The sequence below is a fragment of the Rhizobacter sp. P3_C12 genome, from assembly GCF_056402735.1.
Genome location: NZ_JBFUGW010000004.1, coordinates 32,903 through 56,439, shown reverse-complemented (window position 1 = coordinate 56,439; position 23,537 = coordinate 32,903). Strand labels below are relative to the sequence as shown.

General features: G+C 67.4%; 27 protein-coding genes and 1 pseudogene. 17 read left to right on the top strand and 11 right to left on the bottom strand.

Annotated features, from left to right (window positions below; genetic code table 11):
• The first annotated feature begins 171 nt into the window (after positions 1–171).
• A complete protein-coding gene (locus tag AC1DXV_RS01785; protein ID WP_477932224.1) occupies positions 172–1,020 on the top strand; it encodes a hypothetical protein in 849 nt (282 codons plus the stop codon).
• A 165-nt stretch (positions 1,021–1,185) separates the two neighbouring features.
• Entirely contained in the window at positions 1,186–1,566 is a 381-nt protein-coding gene (locus AC1DXV_RS01780) for a hypothetical protein (protein WP_477865247.1), read from the top strand.
• On the opposite strand, the gene AC1DXV_RS01775 is transcribed toward AC1DXV_RS01780, so the two are convergent.
• Together AC1DXV_RS01775 and AC1DXV_RS01770 are read right to left on the bottom strand one after the other, a co-directional pair.
• Entirely contained in the window at positions 1,557–2,972 is a 1,416-nt protein-coding gene (locus AC1DXV_RS01775) for a hypothetical protein (protein ID WP_477932222.1), read from the bottom strand. The genes AC1DXV_RS01780 and AC1DXV_RS01775 overlap by 10 nt on opposite strands.
• A 108-nt stretch (positions 2,973–3,080) precedes the next feature.
• On the bottom strand, positions 3,081–4,184 hold the full coding sequence (locus AC1DXV_RS01770) for a helix-turn-helix domain-containing protein (RefSeq protein ID WP_477865245.1): 1,104 nt from the start codon (positions 4,182–4,184) through the stop codon (positions 3,081–3,083).
• A gap of 227 nt (positions 4,185–4,411) precedes the next feature.
• Here AC1DXV_RS01770 and AC1DXV_RS01765 point away from each other — a divergent pair, with 227 nt between their 5' ends.
• Positions 4,412–5,536, top strand: coding sequence for a hypothetical protein (locus tag AC1DXV_RS01765; RefSeq protein WP_477865244.1), 1,125 nt, complete (start codon positions 4,412–4,414; stop codon positions 5,534–5,536).
• Between the two features lie 50 nt (positions 5,537–5,586).
• Here AC1DXV_RS01765 and AC1DXV_RS01760 read toward each other — a convergent pair whose 3' ends face one another.
• Complete coding sequence (locus AC1DXV_RS01760; RefSeq protein WP_477932220.1) at positions 5,587–7,902, bottom strand: IPT/TIG domain-containing protein; 2,316 nt, start codon at positions 7,900–7,902, stop codon at positions 5,587–5,589.
• A 242-nt stretch (positions 7,903–8,144) separates the two neighbouring features.
• Positions 8,145–8,669 carry a type II secretion system protein GspG gene (locus AC1DXV_RS01755; protein WP_477864489.1) on the bottom strand — a complete coding sequence of 175 codons (525 nt, stop codon included), beginning with the start codon at positions 8,667–8,669 and terminating at the stop codon, positions 8,145–8,147.
• A gap of 253 nt (positions 8,670–8,922) precedes the next feature.
• On the opposite strand from AC1DXV_RS01755, the gene AC1DXV_RS01750 reads away from it, so the two are divergent.
• Entirely contained in the window at positions 8,923–9,051 is a 129-nt protein-coding gene (locus AC1DXV_RS01750) for a hypothetical protein (protein ID WP_477864488.1), read from the top strand.
• Positions 9,048–9,503, top strand: a complete 456-nt coding sequence (locus tag AC1DXV_RS01745) for a GNAT family N-acetyltransferase (RefSeq protein ID WP_477864487.1) — start codon at positions 9,048–9,050, stop codon at positions 9,501–9,503. Before AC1DXV_RS01750 ends, AC1DXV_RS01745 begins: the two co-directional genes overlap by 4 nt.
• Before the next feature lie 48 nt (positions 9,504–9,551).
• Here AC1DXV_RS01745 and AC1DXV_RS01740 read toward each other — a convergent pair whose 3' ends face one another.
• Positions 9,552–10,619, bottom strand: coding sequence for a right-handed parallel beta-helix repeat-containing protein (locus tag AC1DXV_RS01740; protein WP_477864486.1), 1,068 nt, complete (start codon positions 10,617–10,619; stop codon positions 9,552–9,554).
• A 210-nt stretch (positions 10,620–10,829) separates the two neighbouring features.
• Here AC1DXV_RS01740 and AC1DXV_RS01735 point away from each other — a divergent pair, with 210 nt between their 5' ends.
• Positions 10,830–11,261, top strand: coding sequence for a hypothetical protein (locus tag AC1DXV_RS01735; protein WP_477864485.1), 432 nt, complete (start codon positions 10,830–10,832; stop codon positions 11,259–11,261).
• An 8-nt stretch (positions 11,262–11,269) separates the two neighbouring features.
• Here the strand turns inward: AC1DXV_RS01735 and AC1DXV_RS01730 are convergent, their stop codons facing one another.
• Genes AC1DXV_RS01730 through AC1DXV_RS01720 form a run of 3 tightly spaced genes read right to left on the bottom strand, consistent with a single transcriptional unit; the run spans position 11,270 to position 12,756 of the window.
• Positions 11,270–11,680, bottom strand: coding sequence for a hypothetical protein (locus tag AC1DXV_RS01730; RefSeq protein ID WP_477864484.1), 411 nt, complete (start codon positions 11,678–11,680; stop codon positions 11,270–11,272).
• Between the two features lie 6 nt (positions 11,681–11,686).
• Positions 11,687–12,202, bottom strand: coding sequence for a hypothetical protein (locus AC1DXV_RS01725; protein ID WP_477864483.1), 516 nt, complete (start codon positions 12,200–12,202; stop codon positions 11,687–11,689).
• Entirely contained in the window at positions 12,199–12,756 is a 558-nt protein-coding gene (locus tag AC1DXV_RS01720; RefSeq protein WP_477864482.1) for a 2OG-Fe(II) oxygenase family protein, read from the bottom strand. The genes AC1DXV_RS01725 and AC1DXV_RS01720 overlap by 4 nt, the downstream gene beginning before the upstream one ends.
• A gap of 179 nt (positions 12,757–12,935) precedes the next feature.
• Here AC1DXV_RS01720 and pdxR point away from each other — a divergent pair, with 179 nt between their 5' ends.
• From pdxR to AC1DXV_RS01695, 5 genes are all read left to right on the top strand, one after another.
• On the top strand, positions 12,936–14,357 hold the full coding sequence (pdxR, locus tag AC1DXV_RS01715; RefSeq protein ID WP_477864481.1) for a MocR-like pyridoxine biosynthesis transcription factor PdxR: 1,422 nt from the start codon (positions 12,936–12,938) through the stop codon (positions 14,355–14,357).
• A 97-nt stretch (positions 14,358–14,454) separates the two neighbouring features.
• The gene (locus AC1DXV_RS01710; RefSeq protein WP_477864480.1) at positions 14,455–14,913 is read left to right on the top strand and encodes a carboxymuconolactone decarboxylase family protein; all 459 of its coding nucleotides are present in this window, start codon (positions 14,455–14,457) and stop codon (positions 14,911–14,913) included.
• Between the two features lies 1 nt (position 14,914).
• On the top strand, positions 14,915–15,232 hold the full coding sequence (gene sugE, locus AC1DXV_RS01705; protein WP_477864479.1) for a quaternary ammonium compound efflux SMR transporter SugE: 318 nt from the start codon (positions 14,915–14,917) through the stop codon (positions 15,230–15,232).
• 111 nt (positions 15,233–15,343) lie between these two features.
• Complete coding sequence (locus AC1DXV_RS01700; protein WP_477864478.1) at positions 15,344–15,763, top strand: hypothetical protein; 420 nt, start codon at positions 15,344–15,346, stop codon at positions 15,761–15,763.
• A complete protein-coding gene (locus AC1DXV_RS01695; protein WP_477864477.1) occupies positions 15,763–16,260 on the top strand; it encodes a GNAT family N-acetyltransferase in 498 nt (165 codons plus the stop codon). Before AC1DXV_RS01700 ends, AC1DXV_RS01695 begins: the two co-directional genes overlap by 1 nt.
• Here the strand turns inward: AC1DXV_RS01695 and AC1DXV_RS01690 are convergent.
• On the bottom strand, positions 16,253–17,005 hold the full coding sequence (locus tag AC1DXV_RS01690) for an SDR family oxidoreductase (RefSeq protein WP_477864476.1): 753 nt from the start codon (positions 17,003–17,005) through the stop codon (positions 16,253–16,255). The two genes, AC1DXV_RS01695 and AC1DXV_RS01690, sit on opposite strands and share 8 nt — an antisense overlap.
• Before the next feature lie 25 nt (positions 17,006–17,030).
• On the opposite strand from AC1DXV_RS01690, the pseudogene AC1DXV_RS01685 reads away from it, so the two are divergent.
• The 4 genes and pseudogenes from AC1DXV_RS01685 to AC1DXV_RS01670 form a co-directional block, all read left to right on the top strand.
• Positions 17,031–17,581: pseudogene (locus tag AC1DXV_RS01685) on the top strand (cupin domain-containing protein); the annotation flags it as partial.
• 135 nt (positions 17,582–17,716) lie between these two features.
• Positions 17,717–18,019 (top strand): helix-turn-helix transcriptional regulator, encoded by a 303-nt coding sequence (locus AC1DXV_RS01680; protein WP_477864492.1) that lies wholly within the window; start codon positions 17,717–17,719, stop codon positions 18,017–18,019.
• A gap of 178 nt (positions 18,020–18,197) precedes the next feature.
• Positions 18,198–18,512: a transcriptional regulator gene (locus AC1DXV_RS01675; protein ID WP_477864475.1), complete on the top strand. Its 315-nt coding sequence runs from the start codon at positions 18,198–18,200 to the stop codon at positions 18,510–18,512.
• Positions 18,505–18,810, top strand: coding sequence for a helix-turn-helix domain-containing protein (locus AC1DXV_RS01670; protein ID WP_477864474.1), 306 nt, complete (start codon positions 18,505–18,507; stop codon positions 18,808–18,810). Before AC1DXV_RS01675 ends, AC1DXV_RS01670 begins: the two co-directional genes overlap by 8 nt.
• Before the next feature lie 369 nt (positions 18,811–19,179).
• Here the strand turns inward: AC1DXV_RS01670 and AC1DXV_RS01665 are convergent, their stop codons facing one another.
• Positions 19,180–20,298 (bottom strand): AraC family transcriptional regulator, encoded by a 1,119-nt coding sequence (locus tag AC1DXV_RS01665; RefSeq protein WP_477864473.1) that lies wholly within the window; start codon positions 20,296–20,298, stop codon positions 19,180–19,182.
• An 88-nt stretch (positions 20,299–20,386) separates the two neighbouring features.
• Between AC1DXV_RS01665 and AC1DXV_RS01660 the strand changes: the two genes are divergently transcribed.
• Both AC1DXV_RS01660 and AC1DXV_RS01655 read left to right on the top strand, forming a co-directional pair.
• Complete coding sequence (locus AC1DXV_RS01660) at positions 20,387–21,580, top strand: MFS transporter (protein ID WP_477864472.1); 1,194 nt, start codon at positions 20,387–20,389, stop codon at positions 21,578–21,580.
• Positions 21,581–21,585: 5 nt separating this feature from the next.
• Positions 21,586–22,632, top strand: coding sequence for an NADPH-dependent curcumin/dihydrocurcumin reductase (locus AC1DXV_RS01655; RefSeq protein WP_477864471.1), 1,047 nt, complete (start codon positions 21,586–21,588; stop codon positions 22,630–22,632).
• A gap of 9 nt (positions 22,633–22,641) precedes the next feature.
• Here AC1DXV_RS01655 and AC1DXV_RS01650 read toward each other — a convergent pair whose 3' ends face one another.
• Positions 22,642–23,469: a helix-turn-helix transcriptional regulator gene (locus AC1DXV_RS01650; protein ID WP_477932218.1), complete on the bottom strand. Its 828-nt coding sequence runs from the start codon at positions 23,467–23,469 to the stop codon at positions 22,642–22,644.
• Positions 23,470–23,537 lie beyond the last annotated feature (68 nt).

Here is a 23,537-nt window from a genome sequence, read left to right as displayed (position 1 = left end):
TCTCACCGAGATACCTCCTGCATCCGGAGGCATGACTGCACTCCGCTCGAATCGTCGCCAGCCATACCCCGAGCGGCTTCGGCAGGCCGTCTGCCGCTTCGGCTGGCCACCCGCCGTCCACCATGAGCCCCCGAGAATCGCCCAACCTCATCGCCGCAGGAGACCGCGATCATGTTGGATCGCCTCAATCGATCGCCCTCGCCCACCATCGGCTCGCCCCGCTCCACCAGCCCGGCGGACAACGCGTCACCCGCGCAGCGCCCGCGGGGGCCGAGTGGGCGCTCGCAGAGCCTGGGCCAGCTGGAAACCTTGACCAACCGCCCCCCGCCGGGCACCGCTCTGCGGCTCGGGGATCTCGCGCCCCGGGCGCCGCTGCCGAATGCGTCGGCGCGTGCGCGACCCGGCCTCAACGAGCCCTGGCTGAACGGCACGCGCGACGGGCTGCTCAGCGAGAGCCCGGATGCGGCGTCCGTCTCCACGGCGCATCACTCACTGACGCAGGCCGGGTACGAGTTCGTCGGCTACCACGGCACCAACCATGCGGCGGGTCGTTCCATCATCGACACCGGCATGGATCCGTCGCGGATCGGATCGAACAGCGGTACCGCCAAGGGCAGCGGCTTCTACGCGGCGCACCGGCGCGGCTATGCCGACGAGTGGGCCGAGGCGTCGACGCAGACGGGGGAGGTCCATCCGAAGACCTTCGTGCCGGAGCTGAACCAAGGCGACGCGGGCATCGAGCGCGTGACGCGCGTCTACGCGCAAGGCATGTCGGCGATGCGCCCGGGTCGGGATGTCGCCTGGGGCCTGCATCCGTCGGCGGGTGACCCGCATGACGACAAGAAGCTCACCACGGGCAAGCCGTTGAACGTGCAAGCCGATGTCGGCGACCTCGAGGCGGTGTTCTCGCCGCAGGTCTACGGCAAGCTGGCCGCGATCCCGTCGCTCGGTGCGGAAGGGGACGCCGCGGCGCAGCTGAACCAGGGCCGCGCCAAGTGGCCGCCGCACGAGGCGCCATGACGGGAAGGCGTGGGGGATGACTGAACGCATCGTCAGCGAGTTGCAAAGGATCGTGCGGGGGCACGCTCAGTTGGACACCGACGCGCACGGGCCCGAACTTCGACCGGTGCTTCCCCGCGGGCCGCGCGGCGCCGCCCTCTGTTTCGTCGGCAGGGATCCCGCACGGTGCCGTTCAAGCCCAAGGGCAACAAGCCCTGGGTCCCGCAGGTTCGGGTCGCGTGCCAGCCCCTGCTGCTGCAACTCATGCACGACCAGTGGGGCGGCCACGATGTCGTGACCTTCGGCACCGAGGCGTTCTTCTGGTTCGGCATCGGCCAACCCGACGAGACCCGGCAGAAGCCCCACGCCTTCTGGGATCAGGGCGACATCAAGTACGAGCGGAGCATCGAAGTGCCGCTGCCCGGGCTGGGGCGCAGCGTCTGCCTGCACCCGATGCCCCATCCGTCGCCCGCCAATGCCAAATGGCGCGCGCGGTTCCCGGCGCTGTTCAAGCAGCGGCTGTCTGCGCTGGAGCCTCCTCCCCGCTCGCACGAGCCTCAGGCCTGAAGCTCTGAATCTGTCGCATCCACGGCGGCTTCGGCGGAGCCAGGACGAACTCCGTCGAACGAGAGATCGACATCCAGCGTCGTGCCACTGCAGTGGTAGCGAGCCATTTGCGCAACGCCCTTCTGGTAGATGAAGTGCTGATGTCCTTGCGCGGATTCCCCCAAGGTCGCCTGGATCTCTATCCAGAGCTCCGCGCCTTCAGGAACCCCATGGTCACCGGGGTCGCTGATGTTGGTCTCGCCGACAGGGAACGGCGTGCCGGTGGTCGCGGACGATATGCGCTGGCGGCCATCGCTCCGAAGGTAGTCGAAGCGCACCGCCACGAAGTACGCGCCCTCGTTGCGCAAGGCCACCTTTCCGATGGGAGCGGGATTCTTCGCGAGCGCATCCAGATCCTGAGTGTGCCAGGTGCCATCGAAGTACACATCGTGGACATGGCCGTCTTCCGCGACGAAAACGGCGTGCCAGTGGCCCTCGTGGGCGACGACACCCGGATCGCTCACGGCTTTGGGTGCAGAACTCTCGCGCGTCAGATCGCGATAGACCCAGGTGTCGTCCTGCGGCATCGATACGTCGGCAAGATGCCCGCCGGCGTCTCGAAAGACGATGTGCGGGCCTTTGTGATCGATGGCCGCGGGATCCCCGGCGGCTGCCACGGGGCACCCGCTGGCCACCGTCAGGTCTTCGTAGCGCCAGCCGCCCTTCGCGAAATAGAGGCGCGCAATGTGATCGGCACTGTCTCGATAGAAGCACTCGAGACGATTGTGGTACGCAAGAAAGACCGGCACGCCCTTGGCCCGCGGCGCCCGATTCTCCGGGGTCATCATGTCCTGCCGCACCCAGCCCTTCTTGTTGTCGTGATAGAAGTGGCCCAGCTGGCCGTCGCCTGCGCGGTAGGCCACGTGGAGTTGCTCATAGGCGTGGATGGCCGCCGGGTCTTCGGCAGCGTCAGGCAGGTTTCCCGGCACGACGGTCTGCATGTCTTCCCACACCCATTCACCCTTGCGGAAGTAGACGTGCGAGACGTGGTTGCGGTCGTCGCGATAGAAGGCATGCAATTGACCTGGCGTGACCACCAACGAAGCGGCACCGATCGTCGCCCGCGCCTTGGCAAGGCCGGTCAGGTCGTCATGGAACCAGCCTTCGTTCTCTCGGTAATACAAGTGAGACAGGCCGTTGTCCGCGGTGCGGTAGATCGCGTGCCACTGGTCCTTGGTCACGATCGTGGTGAGTTCGCGGGCCGCTGCGGGCGTTCCCTTGATGCGGGCGGTAATGTCTTGCCTCATCCAGCCTGCCTGCCTGTCGTAGTAGTCGTCGAGGATCGAGCCGTCTGTGGTGACGTAGGCGACGTGCAGCTGCGTGTGATCGAAGATGGAAGCGGATGGCCGGCCAAGCGCGGTGGTCATGGAGTTCTCCCTGGGCTGTCGCACCAGAATCGGTGCGAACGCAAGTTACGCCCGATCCGAAACCGGCGACATGCCGCGCGTTCCAACGGAACATGCCGGGCGTCTCAACTACGTACTCGAGGCCGGCTGCGGCATCGCGCTGGTGAGCTGCTTGATCCAGTTGACGGCCTCTGCGTCGGGCCAGGGATGGCCATTCGCATGGCCGCGGGGTGGCGCGCCTGAAACCGCGGAAGCCGACAGGTCGCGGGCATCGCCCGGCGTGAGGCCGAACTCCCTTCGAAACGCCCGAATGAACGCAGCATCACCGGCGAACTGGCACTCGACCGCCACATCGAGAATTCGCCACGATCGAAAGGCGGGAGAGATGAGCATCGCAAACGCGCGCTGCAGGCGGCGTTGCTGGATGTAGTTCGCCGGGCTTGTCGAGCCGAACAACCGATAGAGGCCGGCTCGCGAGACGGCAAAGCGGCGGCACAAGCCCTCCACGTCGAGCGAATCCGATCCCAGGTTCTGTTCGATGAATTGCCTGACCTGGCTTTGCAAGGCTTGCTTGGTTCGGTGGGCGGGCGCCCGCGTGTCCGCGCTGTGCCCGCTGCTGCCCAGGACCAACTGGGCAAGCGCCTGAACCGCGGCCTGGCTTTGTCCGTAAGTGAGGTCGCAGCCACCTCGGCGCAGGCCCAGCAGATAGTCGCCGAGCAGCCGTCCATAGGGCGTGTCGTGCCCGAGGACGGCAAGCGAGGGAAGTGGGGCCGCATGGGATGCCGCGGGCGACACCAAGGCCCGCGGAAGCATGCAGGTCAGTACCTTCGCCGATCCGTCCGCGCCCGGCCGTTCGCGGGTCTGATTGGGTTGCGCCATGTCGATGATGCTGACGTCGCCTGCGCGCTGGTGCAGCACGTGGTCCGCCTGCACGAACTCGGCGCCCCCGGAAAGGTACATCGCAATCTGGAAGTGGTCGATGCCCCGTCCGACGTGCAGCGACGTTCTGTCGTACTTGAGCGTGCTCGATCTGTTCTCGAGCAGCAGCGCACCCGCGAGGTGCCAGGTGGTCGTCGCCACCTGGAAGTTGGCGGCATCGCCAAGCATCGTCACATCGCAGATGTCGGCCGTGAGCTCGCAAAATCGCTGGAAGGCCTGCTGTGGCGATCCATAGACGGCGGTGGAGAAGTGGACGGGGCCACTGGCGACGGGAGGAGGAGTCGAAGGAGCCATTTTCTGATCCGCAGTTCGCGAAGACAGGTCGGCCTGACTGCTGCAGCGATTCAGCTCTTCCGGTCATGAAGGGCCCTCTCCTCGTTGTGCCGGGATCTTCTCATGCACCGGCGCGCCGATGCCCTCGAATGGCCGTCGGCGCAAACCCGAAACGCTCCCGGAACCGGATTGCAATATCAGCACCAGGCTGATGTGCGGTGGCGGACTTGATGGCTATCGTGCAGGCCATGAAAGCCCGTGATGTCCATGCCAGTGCCGTGCAATGCCAGCCCGCCGCGGTTGAGGCAGGTGCGCGGTCCGCGCGGAGTGGGGCCCTGGTTCAGCGCGCCGCCTCGCACATCGACATCAACCAGTCACCGCGCATGCTGGCGCAGCGCCAAGCCTTGCGAGCGATCTTCGGGCCGGCCAGGGTGGCCCAACGCAAACCAGTGAAAGAGGACGAGCAAGATCACTACCTCGATCCGGAGGTATTCGGCAACCTGCAGCTGTTCCTGGTGGATGGCTCGATGGGCGACGAAGCAGGCGTGGTGAGGTTCCGGCTCGGAAAGACAGCCAAGACCGCCGCCTGGGACCTGGCAAGCCAGCGCTACCTGTGGGACGAGTCCGAACACGCACCCAAGGCCGCCGATGCGTCCGTCCCGACAGGCACCGCGCTGATTCACGGCACCACTGCCGAACGCTTCACCCTGGGCGACGAAGGGGCCGTGGTGCTGGTGCCGAATGCGCCGGCATGGTTTTCTTTCGACGAAGAGTTCAGTCTGCAAGCGGCTGCCATCAAGTTCGAAGGAGACGGATCGAAGCAGTTCCTGCATACCTTCAAGGCCAGGTCCCCTCTGGTCATCAAGCAGTTTGAGGATTGGGAGCACCTGGACGGCACCCTCAGGCACCAGGGCCTGAAGTCCTTCGGCGGGAACGGCGACATCGAGGCCAGGGGCGTCAAGGCCATGCATCCGGGAAGCGACGGCTATCTCGTCAAGAAGGACGGCGGGCGCGGTGAACCGGAATTGGTGCTTTTCTCGGCAGGGCTGGGCAAGGTGAGGCGGACCCAGGTGCAGGAGTTCACCGCACACTCAGAACAGAACACGGCAGAGGGTCCGCCCACCATCTTCCACAGGAAGGATGGCAAGCGAATTGGAGAAATGCTGGCCAGCGGCAACCCCGAAGACCGGTACGTGAAGTTGCTGGACGAAGACGAGATCTACCAGTTGGTGATCCGTGAAACCGGCATGACGAGAGAGTGGCTCCAGAGGCGGTGGTCCGACGACGTCAAGGAAATCGCTCAAGAAGAGAACATCAGGAAACAGCGTCAGTTCATCGGCCTGTTGTTCCGGGAAGTGGCCAGCTGGATGTGAGGGACATGGCAGCGCTCCCCCGGCGAGAGGGGAAGCGACTGCCTGGCGAATCAGCGGCTCGCCGCCTTCAGCAAGCGCGGCGACGCCGACTGGATCCCCGACAGCGCACTCGGAATCGGGAACACCACGAGCCGCTGGTTGCCGACCCAGAACAGCGTGTCGCCCAGCGGGCTGATCACGAAGGCGCCTCGCACGTCGCAGCCGTAGGCCGGCTGCACCCCGCAGTCCAGCGCCTGCGTTGTCACGGCGATCTGGCTCAGCTTCACCAGCGCCGAGGTGCCCGGCTGCACCTGGGTGGTGTCGTACACATCGATGTGGTCGATGACCAGGCTGTCGTGGTCGGCCGTGACCAGCCGGTACATCCGCGTCCCGTCGGGCGAGATGACGGCGTTGGTGCCGATGGCCGAGCTGATGAGTGCCGTGCCGATCAGGCTGAAGTTGACGCCGTCGTAGAGCATCTCGTCATCGACGAGGGCCCTGCTGCCGGTCGCGTCGTAGGCGACGCTGCGGTACGGGTTGGGCAGCGTCGACGGGGAGCTCAGGCTCTCGGTGGCGGGCGTGTACAGGTAGCTGGGCAACCTCGGCGACAGCATCGGCGGGTTCAGCACGAACAGCTTCGAACCATCGCCCGGCGCGTAGAACTCCGGCGAGTACAGGCTGAAGTTCGAGCCGGTGACCGGCAGCGCCCCGTAGCTGCCACTGAGCATGTCGAAGTAGCCCATGCTCGACCACTGGCTGCCACCGAACCACAGGCGCATGTCGCTGGTGGTTGCCATGCCGCGCGTGAAGTACTTCGACGGCGACACCGACCCATCCATCTGCGCCGGCAGCGGGTAGGTGTTCTTCACCTGCAGCGTGTCCGCATCGACGGCGAGCAGGTTGCGCGTGCCCGAGCCCACGTACAGCGTCTGCCTGTCCGGCGACATCGCCAGGTCGCCGATGGCCGCAATCGGCAGCCCGTCGACCTGCCACTGGCCGCCCGCATAGCGGAAACGCACCAAGGTGTTCTGATCGAGGTTGATGGCGTACAGCGCATTGCGCGTGGGGTCGAACAGCGCCGAGCRCTTCTCGCCGGCGTTGGCCACCGTGCTCGACGGCAGCACACCCCGCGTCGCGACACCGATGGCGCCGCTCCAGGCCGCGAAGCCCGCAGCGTTCGTCACCGACACCGTCGCACGGCCCGCCGCCAGCGCGGGGACATTGAGCACGGCCTCGCGATCGCTGGTCACGGTGCCGGTGACGCCGGCAGCGCCGGCCACCTGGATGCGCCCGATGCCGGACAACTGCGACAGGCCACGGCCGGTCACGCGCACGGTGGCCGGCTGCCCTGCCAGGATCGTCGCGGGCGAGATTGTGTAGATCTCGGGCAGCTGCTTGCTCAGCGTGACCGGGAGCGTGGCATCGGTCAGGCCCGCGGCGTGGATCGTCACGTTGGCGATGGTCGAGCCCCAGTTGGCGACCTCGCCCACGCGCGCCAGGTCGACGTGGTACTGCAGCGTGCCGGCGGCGGCGCCGGCGGGTGTGTCGAGCACCAGCCAGGGCTGGTCGCTGCTGGCCGTCCAGGCGTGGCCCTGGCTGGTGTTGAAGGCCACGTCGGCGGTGCCGGTGATCGTGGCGGTGTTGGCGGTCATGACGAGCTGGCCGGCGGCCGGGGCCTTGAGGCCCGAGCCGACCGTGAAGGCCACCGGAATGTCCAGGATCGGCGAATTCGCCAGGTTGGCGAATCGCACCTGCACCGTGCCCTGGTAGCTGCCCGGCGCGAGAGACGCGGCCGTGGCCGCCACGCTGATGCCGCTGGCCGAGGTGCGGGTGGCCGAGAGCCATCCCGTGCCCTTGATCATGCTGCTCGAGACGACGAGGCGGTTGCCGGTGTCGGCCGGCGTGATGGCCAGAGGCGTCGCCGCGGCGGCATCGCTCTCGACGCCGCCGAAGGCCAGCGCCCTGCTGTCGATGCCGAACATCGTGTAGCTGTAGGGCATGGTCTGCGACCAGGCGACGTTCTTGCACGCCGCGTCCGTGCACAGCCGGAAGACGACGTTGCCGCTGCCCTGGCCCGCTGGTGCGGAGCTGAACCGGGTCAGCGTGACGCGTGCGGTCGTGTTGCCGGTGAGCGTGAACGTCCAGCCAAACTCCCCCGGCCGATCGAGAACGGCCTCGGCGTAATAGGTGCCCGAGCCGTTGAGCAACGTGAAGTTCACGTCTTGCTGCACGGCCGTTGTACCGGTGAAGCCGATGAACTCGATGTTCGAGCGATCGCTGGTGACATTCACCTGGGAAGTGACGCCGCCGTCGCCCCCACCGCCGCCGCAAGACGCCAGCACCCATGCGCAGCACACCATGGCCGCGCGAAGCCACATTCCAGTCATGAAAAACCCCTCCTCGTTATGTCCCGATCTTCTCGCACCTGTGCGCCGATGCCTCCCGCATCGCCGTCGGTGCAAACCCGAAACGCTTCGCTCATCGCCAGTCGATCTGCGACTTGCGTCACGGTCCACGCCTGCGCGAGGTGATCCTCGTCGTGCGCTGGCAGCAGCAAACTCCGTGCCCATCTGCTTGAGCACCTTGGCGCCCATCAGCGGCTGAATGGCGTCGCCGTCCGTGCGCGGATTCAGTCGGCTTTGGTGCTGAAACGATCAAGCAGGAACTTGATCCCGTTGAACACCAGCGTGCCCAGGCTGGCGAGGAATGCCGCAGTGAAAACCAGAAGCCACAGCGCTTCCGAAGTCAGTCCGCAATTGACTTGATAGTCCTCGCAGCGATACGCCTTGTCATCCGAGGTGATGTCATCGCCCGCGCCGCCCTCGTCACGCCGATCGCGTCCGGCGGAGTGAATCTCGAACCCGGGCCTCGATGCTGTACGCCGATAGATGTACAGCGTCCCCCAAGGGTCGCGCGGCAATCGATCAATGACCGGCGGCGAGCTGCTGACCAGAACCGCCAGCCCCTGCGCGTCGGTCGGGATGTCGCCGCTGTCTTGCCGGTAGATCTCGACTGCCTGCGAAAGATTGGCGACATTGGTCAGGACTTCTTGCAGGCGGTACCCACGATGGTCGATTCCAGACAAAGGCCCCAGCGCCGCACCGGCCAAAGCACCGAACGCAACAACGGCCGCTGTCAGTGTCGATCGGCGCATGGATGTCGATGTGGCGTTGCAGGAGCGGCTCTCATGGCGAGAAGCCTAGCGCAAAGGCCTCGGCTGCCCGAACTCAACGCGTCGGCAGCGCCGGGCCCGTGCCGGGCTTGCGATCCTTCAGGAACTTGCCGGGGTTGGCTTGATGACGTTCTCGCGGTCCTTGCGTTTTTCGTCCGCCGTCGAACCCTGCGGAGTCGTGGTCGCCTCGTTGTCATCCCTTCTGCAGGCGATTGCCTGTAGATTCCGTGTCCGCATGAAACCGATCGCCCTCGTCGCATTTGCGTTCGTCCTCGGCGCCCTGGTGCAGGGCATGACGAGGCGCAAGTGGCTTTCAATTCCACTGCCACCCATCGTTGCCGTGGTGTGGCTTGCCATCGGTTGAAGATCACCCTGCGCGCGGCCTCTGACGGCGACGCTCCGGCGGTCGCCGAGATTCTCATTGCGTCCCGCGCCGCCTTCATTCCTTATGCGCCGATGGCGCACAGCCCTTCCGAGGTGCGCCAGTGGATCCGGGGCACGCTGATCCCCCGTGGCGGAGTCACGGTGGCCTGCGTGTCAGGGGCCGTGGTCGGTGTGCTGGCCACGTCGGAATCAGAAGGCGTCGCGTGGATCGATCAGCTGTACGTGTCGCCCGGCTTTGTCGGCCAGCGGGTCGGCTCGTTGCTCCTCGGGCACGCGCTTGCGTCTCTGGCTCGGCCGGTCAGGCTGTATACGTTCCAGGCCAATACGGGCGCGCGCCGCTTCTATGAGCGGCATGGCTTCAGCGCCATCGAGTTCACCGATGGCAGTGCGAACGAAGAGCAATGCCCCGATGTCTTGTTCGAGCTGGCTTGAATTGCTGGCGATGGTGTCGTCTGTGCCTTCATCGCCAGCGTCCACTGATCAGCGGCTGTCCACGATGCAAGTGCCGCCTACCTCGTTGCCGAGCGGATTGTTCATGAGGTTGTGCCGGACCACATAGGCCCAGCTCTCGCATTCGACGAGCGCGGCGGCAGTTCGCCCACGCACGAGGTTTCGGTTGAACCGGACGTTCTCCTCATAGAAGCCGAAGAGTGTGGCCGCCGAACCCTTGTCGGCCTTGTTGCCCTCAAACCTGTTCTCGGTGATCCTGGCCCGGTCGATGACGTCGATCACGATCGCGTTGATCCCTCCTCCGGAGGTGGGGGTCAGCTGACCCGTGAGTGAGTTTCCGACGATCTCGTTCCTCGAGATGTCGACGATCCCGCGAGACACATTGATGCCTCCGCCGGAGTACCCGGCCTGGTTGTCTCGGATCACATTTCCGGTGATCCGGACCTTGGCGCCATGCACTTCGATGCCACCGCCATTGGCCGCCACACGGTGCCCGGAGATGATGTTGTCCGAGATCACCGACGCTCGCGCGTTGAAGATGTCGCTGTTCAGGAAGATGCCACCGCCATCGCCGGCGCCCTGACAACCGGCCGCCTGGATGTTGTCCTTGATCTGGTTGTGATGGATGAATGACAAGGAATTGCTCGAGAGCCCTGAGCCATAGCAGGACGAGTTGCCGGTGATGATGTTGTCGCTGACCGTCACGACTGCGGCGTCCAGTACCAACCCGCCACCAAAGCCGCATCGCAGTCCGTTGCTGTCCCAGATGGTTCCGTATGCCTTCGTGATCTTGAAGCCCGAGATCGTCACCTCCTCGGTGCCGGTGCCGTTCACCCAGACGACGCTGCATGCGCCGCTGCCGTCCAGCGTTGTCGTTTCCGCGCCTTGAGTGGATCGAAGCGTCAGGGGCTTCTCGATCTGCAGGCTCTCCCGGTAGACGCCGGGAGACACGAGCACCGTGTCTCCCGGTTGGGCCGCATTGATCGCAGCCTGCACGGTGGCGTATTGCTCTGGTACCAGCAGCGTCGAGGCGTGGGCAGCAGCCGCGGCAATGGCCAGGCCTGAAGCGACCAGGGATCTGATCAGCAAAGAGTTCATTGGGGGTTCCCGTTCCAGACACGTTGAGGAGTGCCACTGACAGCGAGGCGATCGCAGTCTAGTCACGGGGCGCCGGAGCAGATATCACCCCAAAGGGCGACTCTCAAGACCTGGGCCTCCGACCTCGGCGGCCGTGTTCTTCCATGGAGTTGCCGGCCCACGAGGTCAGCGCATTGATATGCTCTGATGCGTTGTAGAAGAGAACACGACATGTCCAACACGCAATACGCATTCATCGACAAGGCCCGTGTGCCCGATCGCGCCGCTCTGCAGTCGTCGATCGATGCCCTGGGCTTCGACCTGAAGCTGCATCCCGAATTCTCGCCGTTCACGAGCGCAGGCTTTCTGCCCTTCGTCCTCAATGGCGAAGAGGGCCCGGGCTTCGAGATCTTCCATGAGTCCACCGACGATGTCGTCGGCGGCGACAAGCTCTTCCGCGCGCTGGCCGAAGGGCGCGACCACTGCATCAGCATGTGCTGGCGTGGCGACATGAAGGACCTGGCCTGCGTGATGATCGTCAGCTGCGCGCTGACGAAAGACTTCGGGGCCATCGTCACGTACGAAGGCGACGACCCAGAGCCTCTCGATGACATGCTCTTGGCCACGCAAGAGATCGTTCGCGATGCGCAGAGTGGCGAGTAGGCCGGCGTTCAGGCCTTTGCCTGCCTGGCCATCCACCAGCTGCGAACGCCATAGAACGCGCCGACGCTGAGCGGGCAAGCCCACAGGATGCCGTGCGCTGTCGCGCCGATGGGCCACGTTGCCACCGCGCCCAGCACGAAGAGCGAGGGCAGTGCCAGCGGCCTCTTCCCCCAGGCCCATGCGCGACACAGCTCGATCGCCACCACAGCAATGAGAACCGGGACGGCGAGCAGAACCGCGAGCGAGGCGCCGGTTCCCGGATCCATGTTGGGCAGGTACCCCATGGCGGCATTTGACTCCCGGCTGACGTTGGCGGAATGAGCTGCCGGTACCACGACCGCCAACCAGACGCCTGCACCCAGACACAGCAGGCGAAGTGCACCGCGAATGACGGCTCTGAAGTGGATGAGGCGGTTCACGTGATCTCAGGAGCAAGCTGGCCCAGACCGTATGGCGCGCTCCGCCCCGGCGAAGATCTCGGCGACAGCCTGGTTGCCGTCGACTCGGATCGCGAACTGCCTGTCGCCCGAAACGAGCACGATGGTCCGGTTGCTCGGGTCATTGGAGGCGTGCTGCTGGGCTTCCTCGATGCGCGATCCCAGCGAGCGCCGAACCTTGTCGAGGCTCGCGCCCACGCGGATGCCCGAGGGCGTGACCACGTTCGACTCACGTGTCTCGATCCGCACGATCTTCTGGTCCTCCGTCATGAACCGCAGTTCTTCGGACACGCTGTAATAGCTGCAGCCGACCTTCGCGACGCCTTTGGGGTTGGGCAGGTTCTTCCGCCCCAGCTTGGTCAGCAGCTGATGGGCCTGCGCAATGGGCATGCCGATCTGAACAGGCCCGTACGAATTCATCGTGAGGACCAGGTCGGCCGCGAAAGCGCTGGAGGAGGCGACCCACTGGGCCGCGACGAGTGCCGACAAGGCGAGAATTTTCATGATCTTGCAGGTGTCTGTTGATACAGGACGTCAGTCCGAAGAACGTATTTGACGCCAGACTGGACCATCGCCCCCTGATGGCGCAGCCGATGCGGGAATCCCAGCGCCATGCCCTGGACGGGCTTGACGGTTTCCCAACCGAAATCGGTGCTCCCGCCCTCGAAGTCATCGTTGAGATAGATCATGAAGGTCAGCACGCTCTCGCGATTCGGGCTCAGCCGGACCGTGCCGTCGAGGTGCCAGGTGAATTGCTGGCTCTGGTCATACCGGTAGAAGCGAAATCGCTCATTGAAGCCGCTGAGTGACCAACCATCGAGCTCGGCGGGCAGCGATGCGCTGGCGCGCGAGAAGAGGGTGTCGGCCAGGTCGCTGTCGTCGAAGATGATGCGATCGTTGTTGCGCGCGTCCTTGTACAGGCGCTCGCCGTCCTCGGTGCGGATCGCCGCTTCGGAATAGCCGATGCGCTCGCTTCGCGAGATGAAGCCCGCGCATTCTTCGGGCGTGAGGAAGCCCGGGATCGTGAAGACGCCGGCGCCTAGGCGGTTGAGATTCACTGGGGTCCTGGGTCCGTGCGGTGCTCGATGGGGCCGGATTGTCTCGCAATCAATGCGACGTGCTCCGCCAGCGCCCGCTCTGCCGGTCGCGCAATGCACCCACCTTGCCCTGCGCAGTCACGGTGTGGCCCATGTCGAAGAGCCATGAATCGGCTCCCGGACTGGTCCATGATGAGTTCATGAATGCCCCGCCCGCCAGCACCCTCCCGCCCCTGGACCCTTCGGCGGCCGAGCCCTACTACCGCCAGATCTACGACCGCTTGCGCGCCGCCATCGACGCCGGCGTGCTGAAGCCCGGCGACCGCATCCCGTCGGCCCGCGCGCTGATGAAAGAGCTCGGCCTGGCGCGCGGCACCATCGAGTCGGCCTACGGCCTGCTGGTCGCCGAGGGCTACATCCAGGCCCGTGGCCAGGCCGGCACCATCGTCTCGCCCGACCTGAAGCCGCGCGCGCCGCTGCCGCAAACGCCACCGCCTGCCAGTCCCCTCGCGGCCGAGCCGACCTTCCGGCCCGACACCACGCTGCCCTTCCAGATGGGCCTGCCCGCCCTCGATGCCTTCCCGCGCAAGATCTGGGCGCGCCTCGGCGCGCGCTGCGTGCGCGCGATGCAGCCCATCGACATGGCGCATCCCTCGGTGTACGGCCTGCCGGCACTGCGCACCGAGATCGCCGCCTACCTGCACCTGTCGCGCGGCGTCAGCTGCTCGCCCTCGCAGGTCTTCGTGACCACCGGCTATCGCCACACCCTGCAGTTGATCGGCCAGGCCTTGTTCAGGGCCGGCGACCGCGTCTGGCTCGAAGACCCCGGCTACCCGCCGACGCGCGAACTGCTGCAGCACATGGGCATCAAGCCCGCGCCGGTGCCGGTCGATGCCGACGGCCTCGTGGTCGACGAAGGCCTGCGGCGGGCGCCGCGCGCGCGGGGCGCGATCGTCACACCGTCGCATCAGGCGCCGCTGTGCGTGTCGCTCGCGCTGCCGCGGCGGCTGGCGCTGCTCGACTGGGCGGCGCGCAGCAAGGCCTGGATCGTCGAGGACGACTACGACGGCGAGTTCCGCTACGTCAGCCGCCCGCTGCCCGCGCTGCAAAGCCTCGACCGCGATGGCCGCGTGCTCTACGCCGGCACCTTCAGCAAGCTGCTGTTCCCGAGCCTGCGGCTGGCCTACCTGGTGGTGCCACCGGCACTGGTCGAACGCTTCGAGCAGATCAGCCAGGCCTTCGCCGGCGGCAGCCCGCAGCTGACGCAAGCCATCGTCACGGCCTTCATCACCGAAGGCCATTTCGCGCGTCACATCCAGCGCATGCGCCGGCTCTATGCCGAGCGCCGCGAAGCCGCGGTGGCCGGCCTCGAGAGCGTGCTGGGCCGGCACCTGCGGGTCGATCCGCAACCCGGCGGCATGCACCTGATCCTGCGGCTGCAGGCCCGGCGCTCCGACCGCAAGCTGTCGGCGCGCATGCGCGAGGCCGGTCTCTTCGCCGAAGCACTCACCGACTGGAGCTTCGAGCGCGATGGCCCGCCGGCGCTGCTGCTGGCCTTCACCAACATCGATTCGCGGCGCACCGCCGAGAACCTCGCCAGGCGCATCGTCGACCTGCTCTGATCATGGCCCAGTCCGCAAGGCGATTCTTGGCTCTTCTGTGGCGGGCCAAGACGGCGCACGATGGCGTCTTTCCATCCCACGACACACAAGGATCGTCATGAGCCATCGCATCGACTACGCCAAGGCCGCGCCCGAGGGCTACAAGGCCTACTTCGGCGTCTACACCGCCGTCCAGAAAAGCGGCCTGCCCAAGGAACTGATCGACCTCGTCTACCTGCGCGTCTCGCAGATCAACGGCTGCGCGTTCTGCATCGACATGCATTCGCGCGACCTGCTGAAGTCGGGCCTGTCCATCGACAAGCTGGTGCTGGTGCCGGGATGGCGCGAAGGCGGCGCATTGTTCAGCACCCGCGAACGCGCCGCGCTGGCCTGGGCCGAGACCGTGACCCGCGTCGCCGACACCGGCGTGCCCGATGCCGAGTACCAGGCCGCCACCGCCGAGTTCGACGAGAAGGAACTGGCCGACCTCACCTACGCCATCGGCCTGATGAACGCCTTCAACCGCCTCGGCGTCGCATTCCGCGCGACCCCCGCCGCAGCGGCCCAGGCAGCCTGAGATGGCCTGGCTGCTGCTCGTCATCGCGGGGCTGCTCGAGATCGCGTTCGCCTGGGGCATGAAGTCGTCCGAAGGCTTCACGCGGCTGATGCCGTCGCTGTTGACGGTGGCCACCGGCCTGACCAGCGTCGTGCTGCTGTCGCTCGCGATGCGCACGCTGCCGATGGGCACCGGCTATGCGGTCTGGACCGGCATCGGCGCGGCCGGCACGGCGATCGTCGGTATCGCGGTGATGGGCGATTCGGCGGCGCCGCTGCGCGTGCTGTGCCTCGCGCTGATCCTGGCCGGCGTGATCGGGCTGAAGCTGGTCGTCGACTGATGTCGAGCCCGGCGGGCAGAATAGGCGCTCTTCGTCCGTGGAGTACGCCTTGAGAACCCTTCCTCTGCTTCTTGTGCTGGCCGTCGCGCCGTTCTTCGTGGCGCGCACACAGTGAGCCGCATCAACGCCCGCGCGGTGGCGCTCGGCTTCCTGCTGACGATCGGGCTCGACACGCTGCTCGGCATCGCGCTGCTGCTGATGCACAGCGACGAGGTCACCGTCACCGGCCGCTCTGCCGAGCAGGTGTCGCAAGACCTGGCGGCGGTCACCAACAGCCCGAGCTTCCTGCTGTTCAACATCGTCTTCGGCAGCCTGACGACGATGGCCGGTGGTTTTGTCGCCGCACGGCTGGCGAAGCGCTATCCCTACTTCAACGGCTTCGCGGTCGGCGTGCTCGGCCTGGCCTTCGGGCTGCTCTTCTGGGGCAGCAACCCGCTGTGGTTCAACCTGTTCGCGCTGGCCACCGTGATTCCCACGGCGGTGCTCGGCGCCCACATCGCGGTGCGCTCAGTTGTACCGCGCGATCAGTGATGCTGCAGATTCGCCCGCTCGCCCCGACCGATTCCCTCCACGACCTGACCGGGCTGCTGCACCGCGCCTACGCCCGGCTCGGCGCGATGGGCCTGAACTACACCGCCGTCGACCAGACGCCCGAGGTCACCGCGCGGCGCATCGAGGGCGGCCAGTGCTACCTCGCCGAATGGGCGGGTGCGCTGGCCGGCACCATCGTCGTGAAGCCGACGTACACGGTGAACGAGTGCAGCTACTTCACCCGGCCGGGCGTCGCGGCGGTTCACCAGTTCGGTGTCGAGCCGACGCTGCAGGGCCACGGCATCGGCCGCGCGCTGCTCGCGCAATCGGAACGCTGGGCGCAGCAGCGATCGTTCCGCGAGCTGGCGATGGACACCGCCGAGCAGGCGACCCACCTGATCGAGCTCTACGGCCGGCTGGGCTACCGGCACGTCGACTGGGTGCAGTGGTCGGGCAAGGTGTATCGCAGCGTCGTGCTCAGCAAGCCGCTCAGCTGAGGCCGACCCGCTCGGCCAGCGCGACCGCATCCGCACCCGCCGGGTAGCGCAGTCGCCCGCTCGCATCGGTCGCGGCGCGCCACACCGCCTCGGCCACATCGGGTGCGGTGGTCACTGCCGCCGGATTCCCGAGCGACGCGAAGATCGCCTGCGCGAACGGCGCATAGGCCTCGGGAATCAAGCCCTGCATGCGCTCGGTGCCGTTCGCGGTGAAGCGCGTGCCGGGCCCGTACCCCGGCTCGACCAGCTTCACGCGCACGTTGAACGGCTCCAGCTCGAGCGCGAGCGAGGTGCTGAAGCCCTGGATCGCGGTCTTGCTCGCGGTGTAGGCCGCGACGAGCGGCATCGGCGCCATCGTCACGGTCGAGGTCACGTTGATCACCAGCCCGGCGCGGCGGCTGCGGAACTGCGGCAGCACCGCCTGCGCCATCGCCATCATCCCGAAGGTGTTGGTCTCGAAGATGTCGCGCACGGTGGCCATCGGCGTCACCTCGAACGCGCCGAAGAGGCCGAGGCCGGCATTGTTGACGAGCACGTCGATCGGCCCGGCGGCGTCGAGGGCGGCGGCGATGCTGTCGGGCCGCGTCACATCGAGCGGCAGCACGCGCAGGCGCTCGCCGGCGGGCAGCACATCGGTGCGGGGCGTGCGCATCGTGGCGACCACGTTCCAGCCTTGCGCATGGAAGTGGCGGGCGGTCTCGAGCCCGTAGCCGGAAGAGCAGCCAGTGATCAGGACGGTTTTCATTCGGGGCCTTGGTGGTGTGTTGACGATGGCGGAACGATACCGACGGGAGTCAGGACTCTCTACAATCAACAGTCCGATATTCGTTTGCAGGAGTCCGGCGATGGTGGATCCGCTCGCAGAGGTGATCGCGATGTTCCGGCCGCGCGCGGTGTACGCCAAAGTGATCAGCGGCGCCGGCGCGTGGGCGGTGCGCTATTCGAGCTTCGGCCAGCCGAGCTTCTGCACGATGCTCGAGGGCGAGTGCCTGCTGGCTGTCGATGGGCGGCAGCCGATCACGCTGGCGGCCGGCGATTTCCTGCTGATGCCGGCCACGCCCGGGTCACGATGTCGAGTGCCTCGCCGGCCGTTCCCGTCTTCGTCGATCCCCTGGCGCAGCCGGCGCCCGAAGGAGAGATCCGCCACGGCCTGCGCGACGGGCCGCCGGAGGTGCGCATGCTCGGTGGGTACTTCGCGTTCGATTCACCGGATGCGGCCTTGATGGTGTCGCTGTTGCCCAGCGTGCTGCATGTGCGCGGCGTCGAGCGGCTGCCGTTGTTGGTGCAGCTGGTGCGGGGCGAATCGACCGAGCAGCGAGCGGGCCGCGAGCTGATCCTGTCGCGGCTGGTCGAGGTGCTGCTGATCGAGGCGCTGCGCTCCGCGCCCGGCGACACGGCGCCGCCGGGCCTGCTGCGTGCACTGGCCGATGCGCGCCTGGCCACGGCGATCCGCGACATGCATGGCGAGCCCGCACGTGCGTGGACGGTGGATGAACTCGCGAAGCGGGCCGCGCTGTCGCGCTCGGTGTTCTTCGAGCGCTTCTCGCGCGCGGTGGGGCTGTCGCCGATGGCCTACCTGCTCGGCTGGCGCATGGCCCTCGCGAAGGAGCTGCTCGGCCGCAGCGGCGTCGCGATGGCCGAGGTCGCCGAACGCGTCGGCTACAGCTCGGCCAGCACCTTCAGCACGGCCTTCAGCCGGCACGTGGGGCAGGCGCCGGGGCGGTATGCGCGGCTGCAGTCGGCGGCTCAGCAGGGCTGATGTCGAACAAGGCCGCCGCGGCTGCACGCGGTTCGCGCCGAAGCCATGGTCGTTATGGACCGGTCGTCAGCGAGAGGGCTTGGCGATAGGCTTCGCCGCGCCGACGGCAGTGGGGTCGGATCCCAGCCACATCGTCTGTACGTCATTGACGTGCATACGTCTGAGACGTACATTGCCAATGTTCACCTTTGCCGAAACCCCGACCTTTGCCGCTGAAGCAGACAAGGTATGGACCGAAGACGAGCGGATCGACTTCTTCCGCTGGCTCGCAGCCAATCCGGAGGCGGGCGATCTGATTCCGGAGAGTGGGGGATGTCGGAAGGTGCGCTGGTCGCGTGCTGGCATGGGCAAGCGAGGCGGCGTCAGGGTCATCTACTTCGTTCGCCTGGCGTGCGGCGAGATCTGGATGCTTCTGGTCTATGCGAAGTCCGTGCGAGACAATATTCCCGCCCACTTGCTCAAGGCGATACGAGAGGAGATCGAACATGGCTAGCCGTCCTTCGTCGAAGCGAGCATCCGCCGGTGAGGCGTTGGGACTCAAGCTGTTGCAGTCAGTGCGCGAAATGAAGGCTGGGAGCGCCGCGCGCACGACGAAGGTCGAGCCGAACGAAGTGGTGCAGGCGCGTGAAAACACAGGCTTGTCGCAAGCCCAGTTCGCCGAGGCGTTGAGCATCTCCAAGCGCACGCTGCAGGAGTGGGAGCAAGGGCGTCGATCGCCATCGGGTGCTGCCCAGACCTTGATCCGCATTGCGATGAAGCACCCGGAAATCGTCCGCGAGGCACTTGCGTGAACGGGCTCCAGATCATGCGGAAGTTTCTTCGGTTCGCCGTTCAGATTGCCTTCGTCAGCGGCGTGCTGCAGGCCCCCTCAGCACAGGCCGATTCGTCGCCCCCTGCCCGCATTCAGGCACGGGCCAGCGAGAACGGGCAGTTCGTCGTGCGCGTCGTTCCGGGCCAGAGCATGGGCGATGTCTACGGCTATGGCGGCAGGCCCACGGGGCCGTTCGCGACGGCGGAGTGGCACCGGTTCGACGGCGTGTCGTATCGAAAGATCCACACGAGCTTCCTGTTGAACCCCATCGCGCCCATCGACATGGAGTTCACCAACCAGGGCGTGCTGGTGACCCTCGACAACTGGCACAACCGCGGGATCGGAAACATCAGACAAGGAGCTGGTGATCGACGACAGCATCGGCGGGCGATTCGTCGTCCAGCTGGACACCGGCGCCTTCAAGTACCTGCGGCAAGGCGGCAGCTGCCGTTGACGGCACGGCCCTGCGCCCTGGTTCCCTGGCCCCCGCCGGCACCCGCTCACCCACCCGCGACGCGCTCGGCGGGTGCCCGATCACCCGCTTGAACGCCCGGCTGAACGACGCCTCGGAGTCGTAGCCGAGCCGGTCGGCCGCCACCGCGATGCGCATGCCGTCGTTGGCGATCCAGTGCCGCGCCTGGAACATCTTCACCTTGGCCACGTACTTCGCCGGGCTCTCGCCCATCGTGCGCGTGAAGGCCTCGGCAAAGCTGGAGCGCGACGAGCCCATCAGGTCGGCCAGCATCGGCACGCTCCAGTCGCGCTCGGGCGACGCATGGATCGCCGCGATCACCTTGCCGATCTTCGGGCAGCGCACCGCCGCGATCCAGCCGGTGGAGTCGCTGCAGCCGCACTCGACCCACGCGCGGATGATGCTGGCCGCCAGCACGTCGGCCAGCCGCGCGAGGATGCCGCAGGCGCCGATGCGGTCGAGCGCCACCTCGCGTTCCATCGCCTCCAGCAGCGCCGGCACGGTGACGTCGCGCGTCGCGAGGTCGCCCGCATGCATCACGTCCGGCATCATCGTCAGCAGCGGGTGCAAGGGGTCGAGGTTGAAGCGCAGCGCGCCGCAGAACATCACGTCGGGCGGCACCGCGCTGTCGGCCTCGATGGCTGGCACGGCCGGCCCGATGTTCTCGGCCCCCACCAGGTAGATGTTGTCCGAGACCGCCACCCGCGCGAGCGAATCGATGTCGACCGCCGGCACGTCGGGCGCGCTGGCCAGGATGTGGAAGCTGCCGCGCGGCAGCAGCACCGCATCGCCCGGGTTCAGCCGCTTCCAGTCGGTCGACGGGGTGCGCAGCCAGCTGCCGCCGCTGCCGACGAAATGAAAGCGCGCCGCGCGCTGCGCCGGAAACGCGATCGCCCACGGCGCCCGCATCACGCAGCGGCCGTACTCCACGCCATCGAGCCGCAGCCCCAGCAGGATCTCGGTGAGTTGGTCACGGTCGGACAAAAAGTCATTCATTTCGGCTTTTCCGGCATTCAAACGCCGAGATCCTAGCCATAAGCTGTGTTCCCAGTCCACCACAAGGCCTTCCCCCGGCCTGCGCACCGTGTCTTCTGCCCCGATCGCCGCACTTCCCGATTCCCCGGCCGGCCACGCCGACTGGTTCGCCATCGCCTCGCTGACGCTGGGCGTGTTCGGTCTCGTCACGGCCGAGTTCCTGCCCGCGAGCCTGCTGACCGCGATGGCAGCCGACCTGGGCGTCACCGACGGCGCGGCCGGCCAGGCCGTCACGGCCACCGCGCTGGTCGGTGCGGTCGCCGCACCGTCGATCCCGCTGCTGACGCGCCGCATCGACCGCCGCATCGTCATGCTGGCGCTGACCGCGCTGCTGATGCTGTCCAACCTGATCGCGGCCACCGCCACCAGCCTGCCGGTGCTGCTGGTGGCGCGCGTGATGCTGGGCATCGCGCTCGGCGGCTTCTGGTCGATGTCGGCGGCGCTGGCGCTGCGGCTGGTGCCCGAGGCGCAGTTCGCGCGCGCGATGTCGGTGATCCTCACCGGGGTCTCGGTCGCCACCGTCGGTGCCGCGCCGATCGGTGCCTGGATGGGCTCGGTGTGGGGCTGGCGCAGCGCGTTCATCGCGGCCGGCGTCGTCAGCGTGCTGACGCTCGCGGTGCAGCTGTTCGCGTTGCCGGCGCTGCCGCCGCGCGACAACCCGAGCCTGCGCGTGCTCGGCGAGCTGCTGCGGCGCCCGCCGGTGCGCGTGGCGCTGCTGGCCGTGCTGCTGGTGGTGTCGGGTCACTTCGCGGGCTTCACCTACATCCGCCCGCTGATGGAGCACGTGACGCACCTGTCGGTGAGCGCGGTCTCGGCGGTGCTGCTGGGCTACGGCATCGGTGGCTTCTTCGGCAACTTCGCCGGCGGCTGGATCGCGCAGCGCAGCGAGCGCCATGCCATCGTGGCGGGTGGCGTGCTGATCGCGCTGCTGGCGGCCACGCTGCTGGTGGGCGGCAGCTCGATGTGGGTCACGGCGATTGCCGTGCCGCTGTGGGGCTTCGCGTTCGGCGCGTTCCCGGTGGGCTTCCAGACCTGGATCGTGCGGGCCGCGCCCGACCAGGCCGAAGGGGCCGGTGGCCTGCTGGTGGCGGCGTTCCAGATCGCGATCGCGAGCGGCGCCATCGGCGGCGGGCTGCTGGTCGACCACATCGGCGCGCTCGGCGGGCCGGCCTTCGCGGTGGCGGCGCTGACGCTGGGCACCTTGCTGACGCTGCGCCACGGGCCGCGGCCGGTGCGGGCTTGATCGCCATGGCCACCACCGACACCGCCAGCCGCCGCATCGTGCTTGCCGCGCATCCGCACGGCCTGCTGGCGGCGCACGATTTCCGGCTCGAGACGCAGCCGGTGCCCGAGCCGGGCGAGGGCCAGGTGCTGCTGCGCACGCTGTACTTGTCGATCGATCCGTACATGCGCAACCTGATGGAGCCGGTCGGCCCGGGTTACGCGCCGCCGGTGGCGATCGGCGCGGTGATGGTCGGCGGCACGGTGAGCCGGGTGATCGCCTCGCGGCACCCGCGCTTCGCGGTCGGCGAACTGGTGCTCGCGAACGCGGGCTGGCAGGAGCACGCGCTGTCGAACGGCGACGACCTGCTGGTGCTGGGCGACATGGCACGGCCGTCGCTCGCGTTGGGCGGCCTGGGCATGACGGGCTTCACCGCGCAGGTCGGGCTGGAAGACATCGGCCAGCCGCGCGCCGGGGAAACCGTGGTCGTGTCGGCGGCCACCGGTGCGGTCGGGTCGGTGGCGGGTCAGCTCGCCCGGCTGAAGGGCGCGCGCGTGGTCGGCATCGCCGGTGGCGCCGACAAGTGCCGGTACGCGGTCGACGTGCTCGGCTTCGACGCCTGCATCGACCGCCGCGGCGCGCAATTCGCCGAGCGCCTCGTCGCGGCCTGCCCGGCCGGCATCGACGTGTACTTCGAGAACGTCGGCGGTGCCGTCTTCGATGCGGTGTTGCCGCTGCTGAACATCGGCGCGCGCGTGCCGGTGTGCGGGTTCATCGCGCACTACAACGAAGCTGGCGCATCGACCGGGCCGGACCGCCTGCCGCAGGTGCACGCCGCGCTGCTGCAGAAGCGCATCCGCATGCAGGGCTTCATCGTGCTCGACCACTACGGCGACCACCAGGGCGAGCGCTTCGACACCTTCCGCCGCGAGATGGCGCAACGCGTCGCCGAAGGCGTTGTGACGCTGCGCGAGGACATCGTCGACGGGCTGGAGAACGCACCGGCCGCGTTGCGCGGGCTGCTCGAAGGGCGCAACTTCGGCAAGCTCGTCGTGCACGTGGCGCAGGACTGAGCCGCGGCGCTATTTCTGCAGCAGCGCCGCGATGGCGCGCGTCACCTCCGGCGTGGTCGGCGTGAACACCACCAGGCTCAAGCCGTCGGCCGCATCGACCGAGTAGGTCGAATACTCGAACGAGAGCGGCCCGGCGACCGGGTGCGTGATGCGCTTGTGGCCGACCCAATGCCGGCTCACCTCGTTCTCGGCCCACATGCGCCGGAAATCGGCGCTGCGCGCCTGCAGCTCGGCGGCGAGCGCGACGGCCTCGGCGGAGCCGCCGGTGCGGGCCACGTCGATGCGGAACACCGCGGCTGCGAAGCGCGCGTCCGATTCCCAGTCGGGCCAGCGCTTGCGGGCGGGCAGCTCGCCGAACAGGCGCCGCAGCAGGTTGCGCTGGTCGGGCGGCAATGCCGCGTAGTCGGTCAGCACCGTGGCGGCGGCCGTGTTCCACGCGACGATGTCCCAGGTCGGCGTCTTCACGACGGCGGGGCTGGTGGCGAACGAATCGAGCACGCGTTGCAGTGCTGGTGCCACCGCGGACGGCGGGGCCGGGTTGAGCGGCGGCGGCCGTTGCTGCGCGAGCAGGAACAGCATTTCGCGGCCAGCGGCATCGAGCTCCAGCGCGTGCGCGAGCCGCTCCAGCACTTCATCGGAAGGCGGGCCGCCGCGCCCCTGTTCCAACCACGTGTACCAGGTGATGCTCACCGCGGCGCGTGTCGCGACCTCTTCGCGCCGCAGCCCCGGCGTGCGGCGCCGGCCGGGCGTATCCGCGGGGGGCAGCAGCCGCGCGCGGCGGTCGCGCAGGAACGCGCCGAGCGTGAGGACGGGGTCCGGCAGGGTGTCAGCGCTCATGCCTGTTAGCTCTCATACCTGTATGCGCTCTCGGCTTTTCGTGGCCCGTGCAACGAAGGACAGTACGC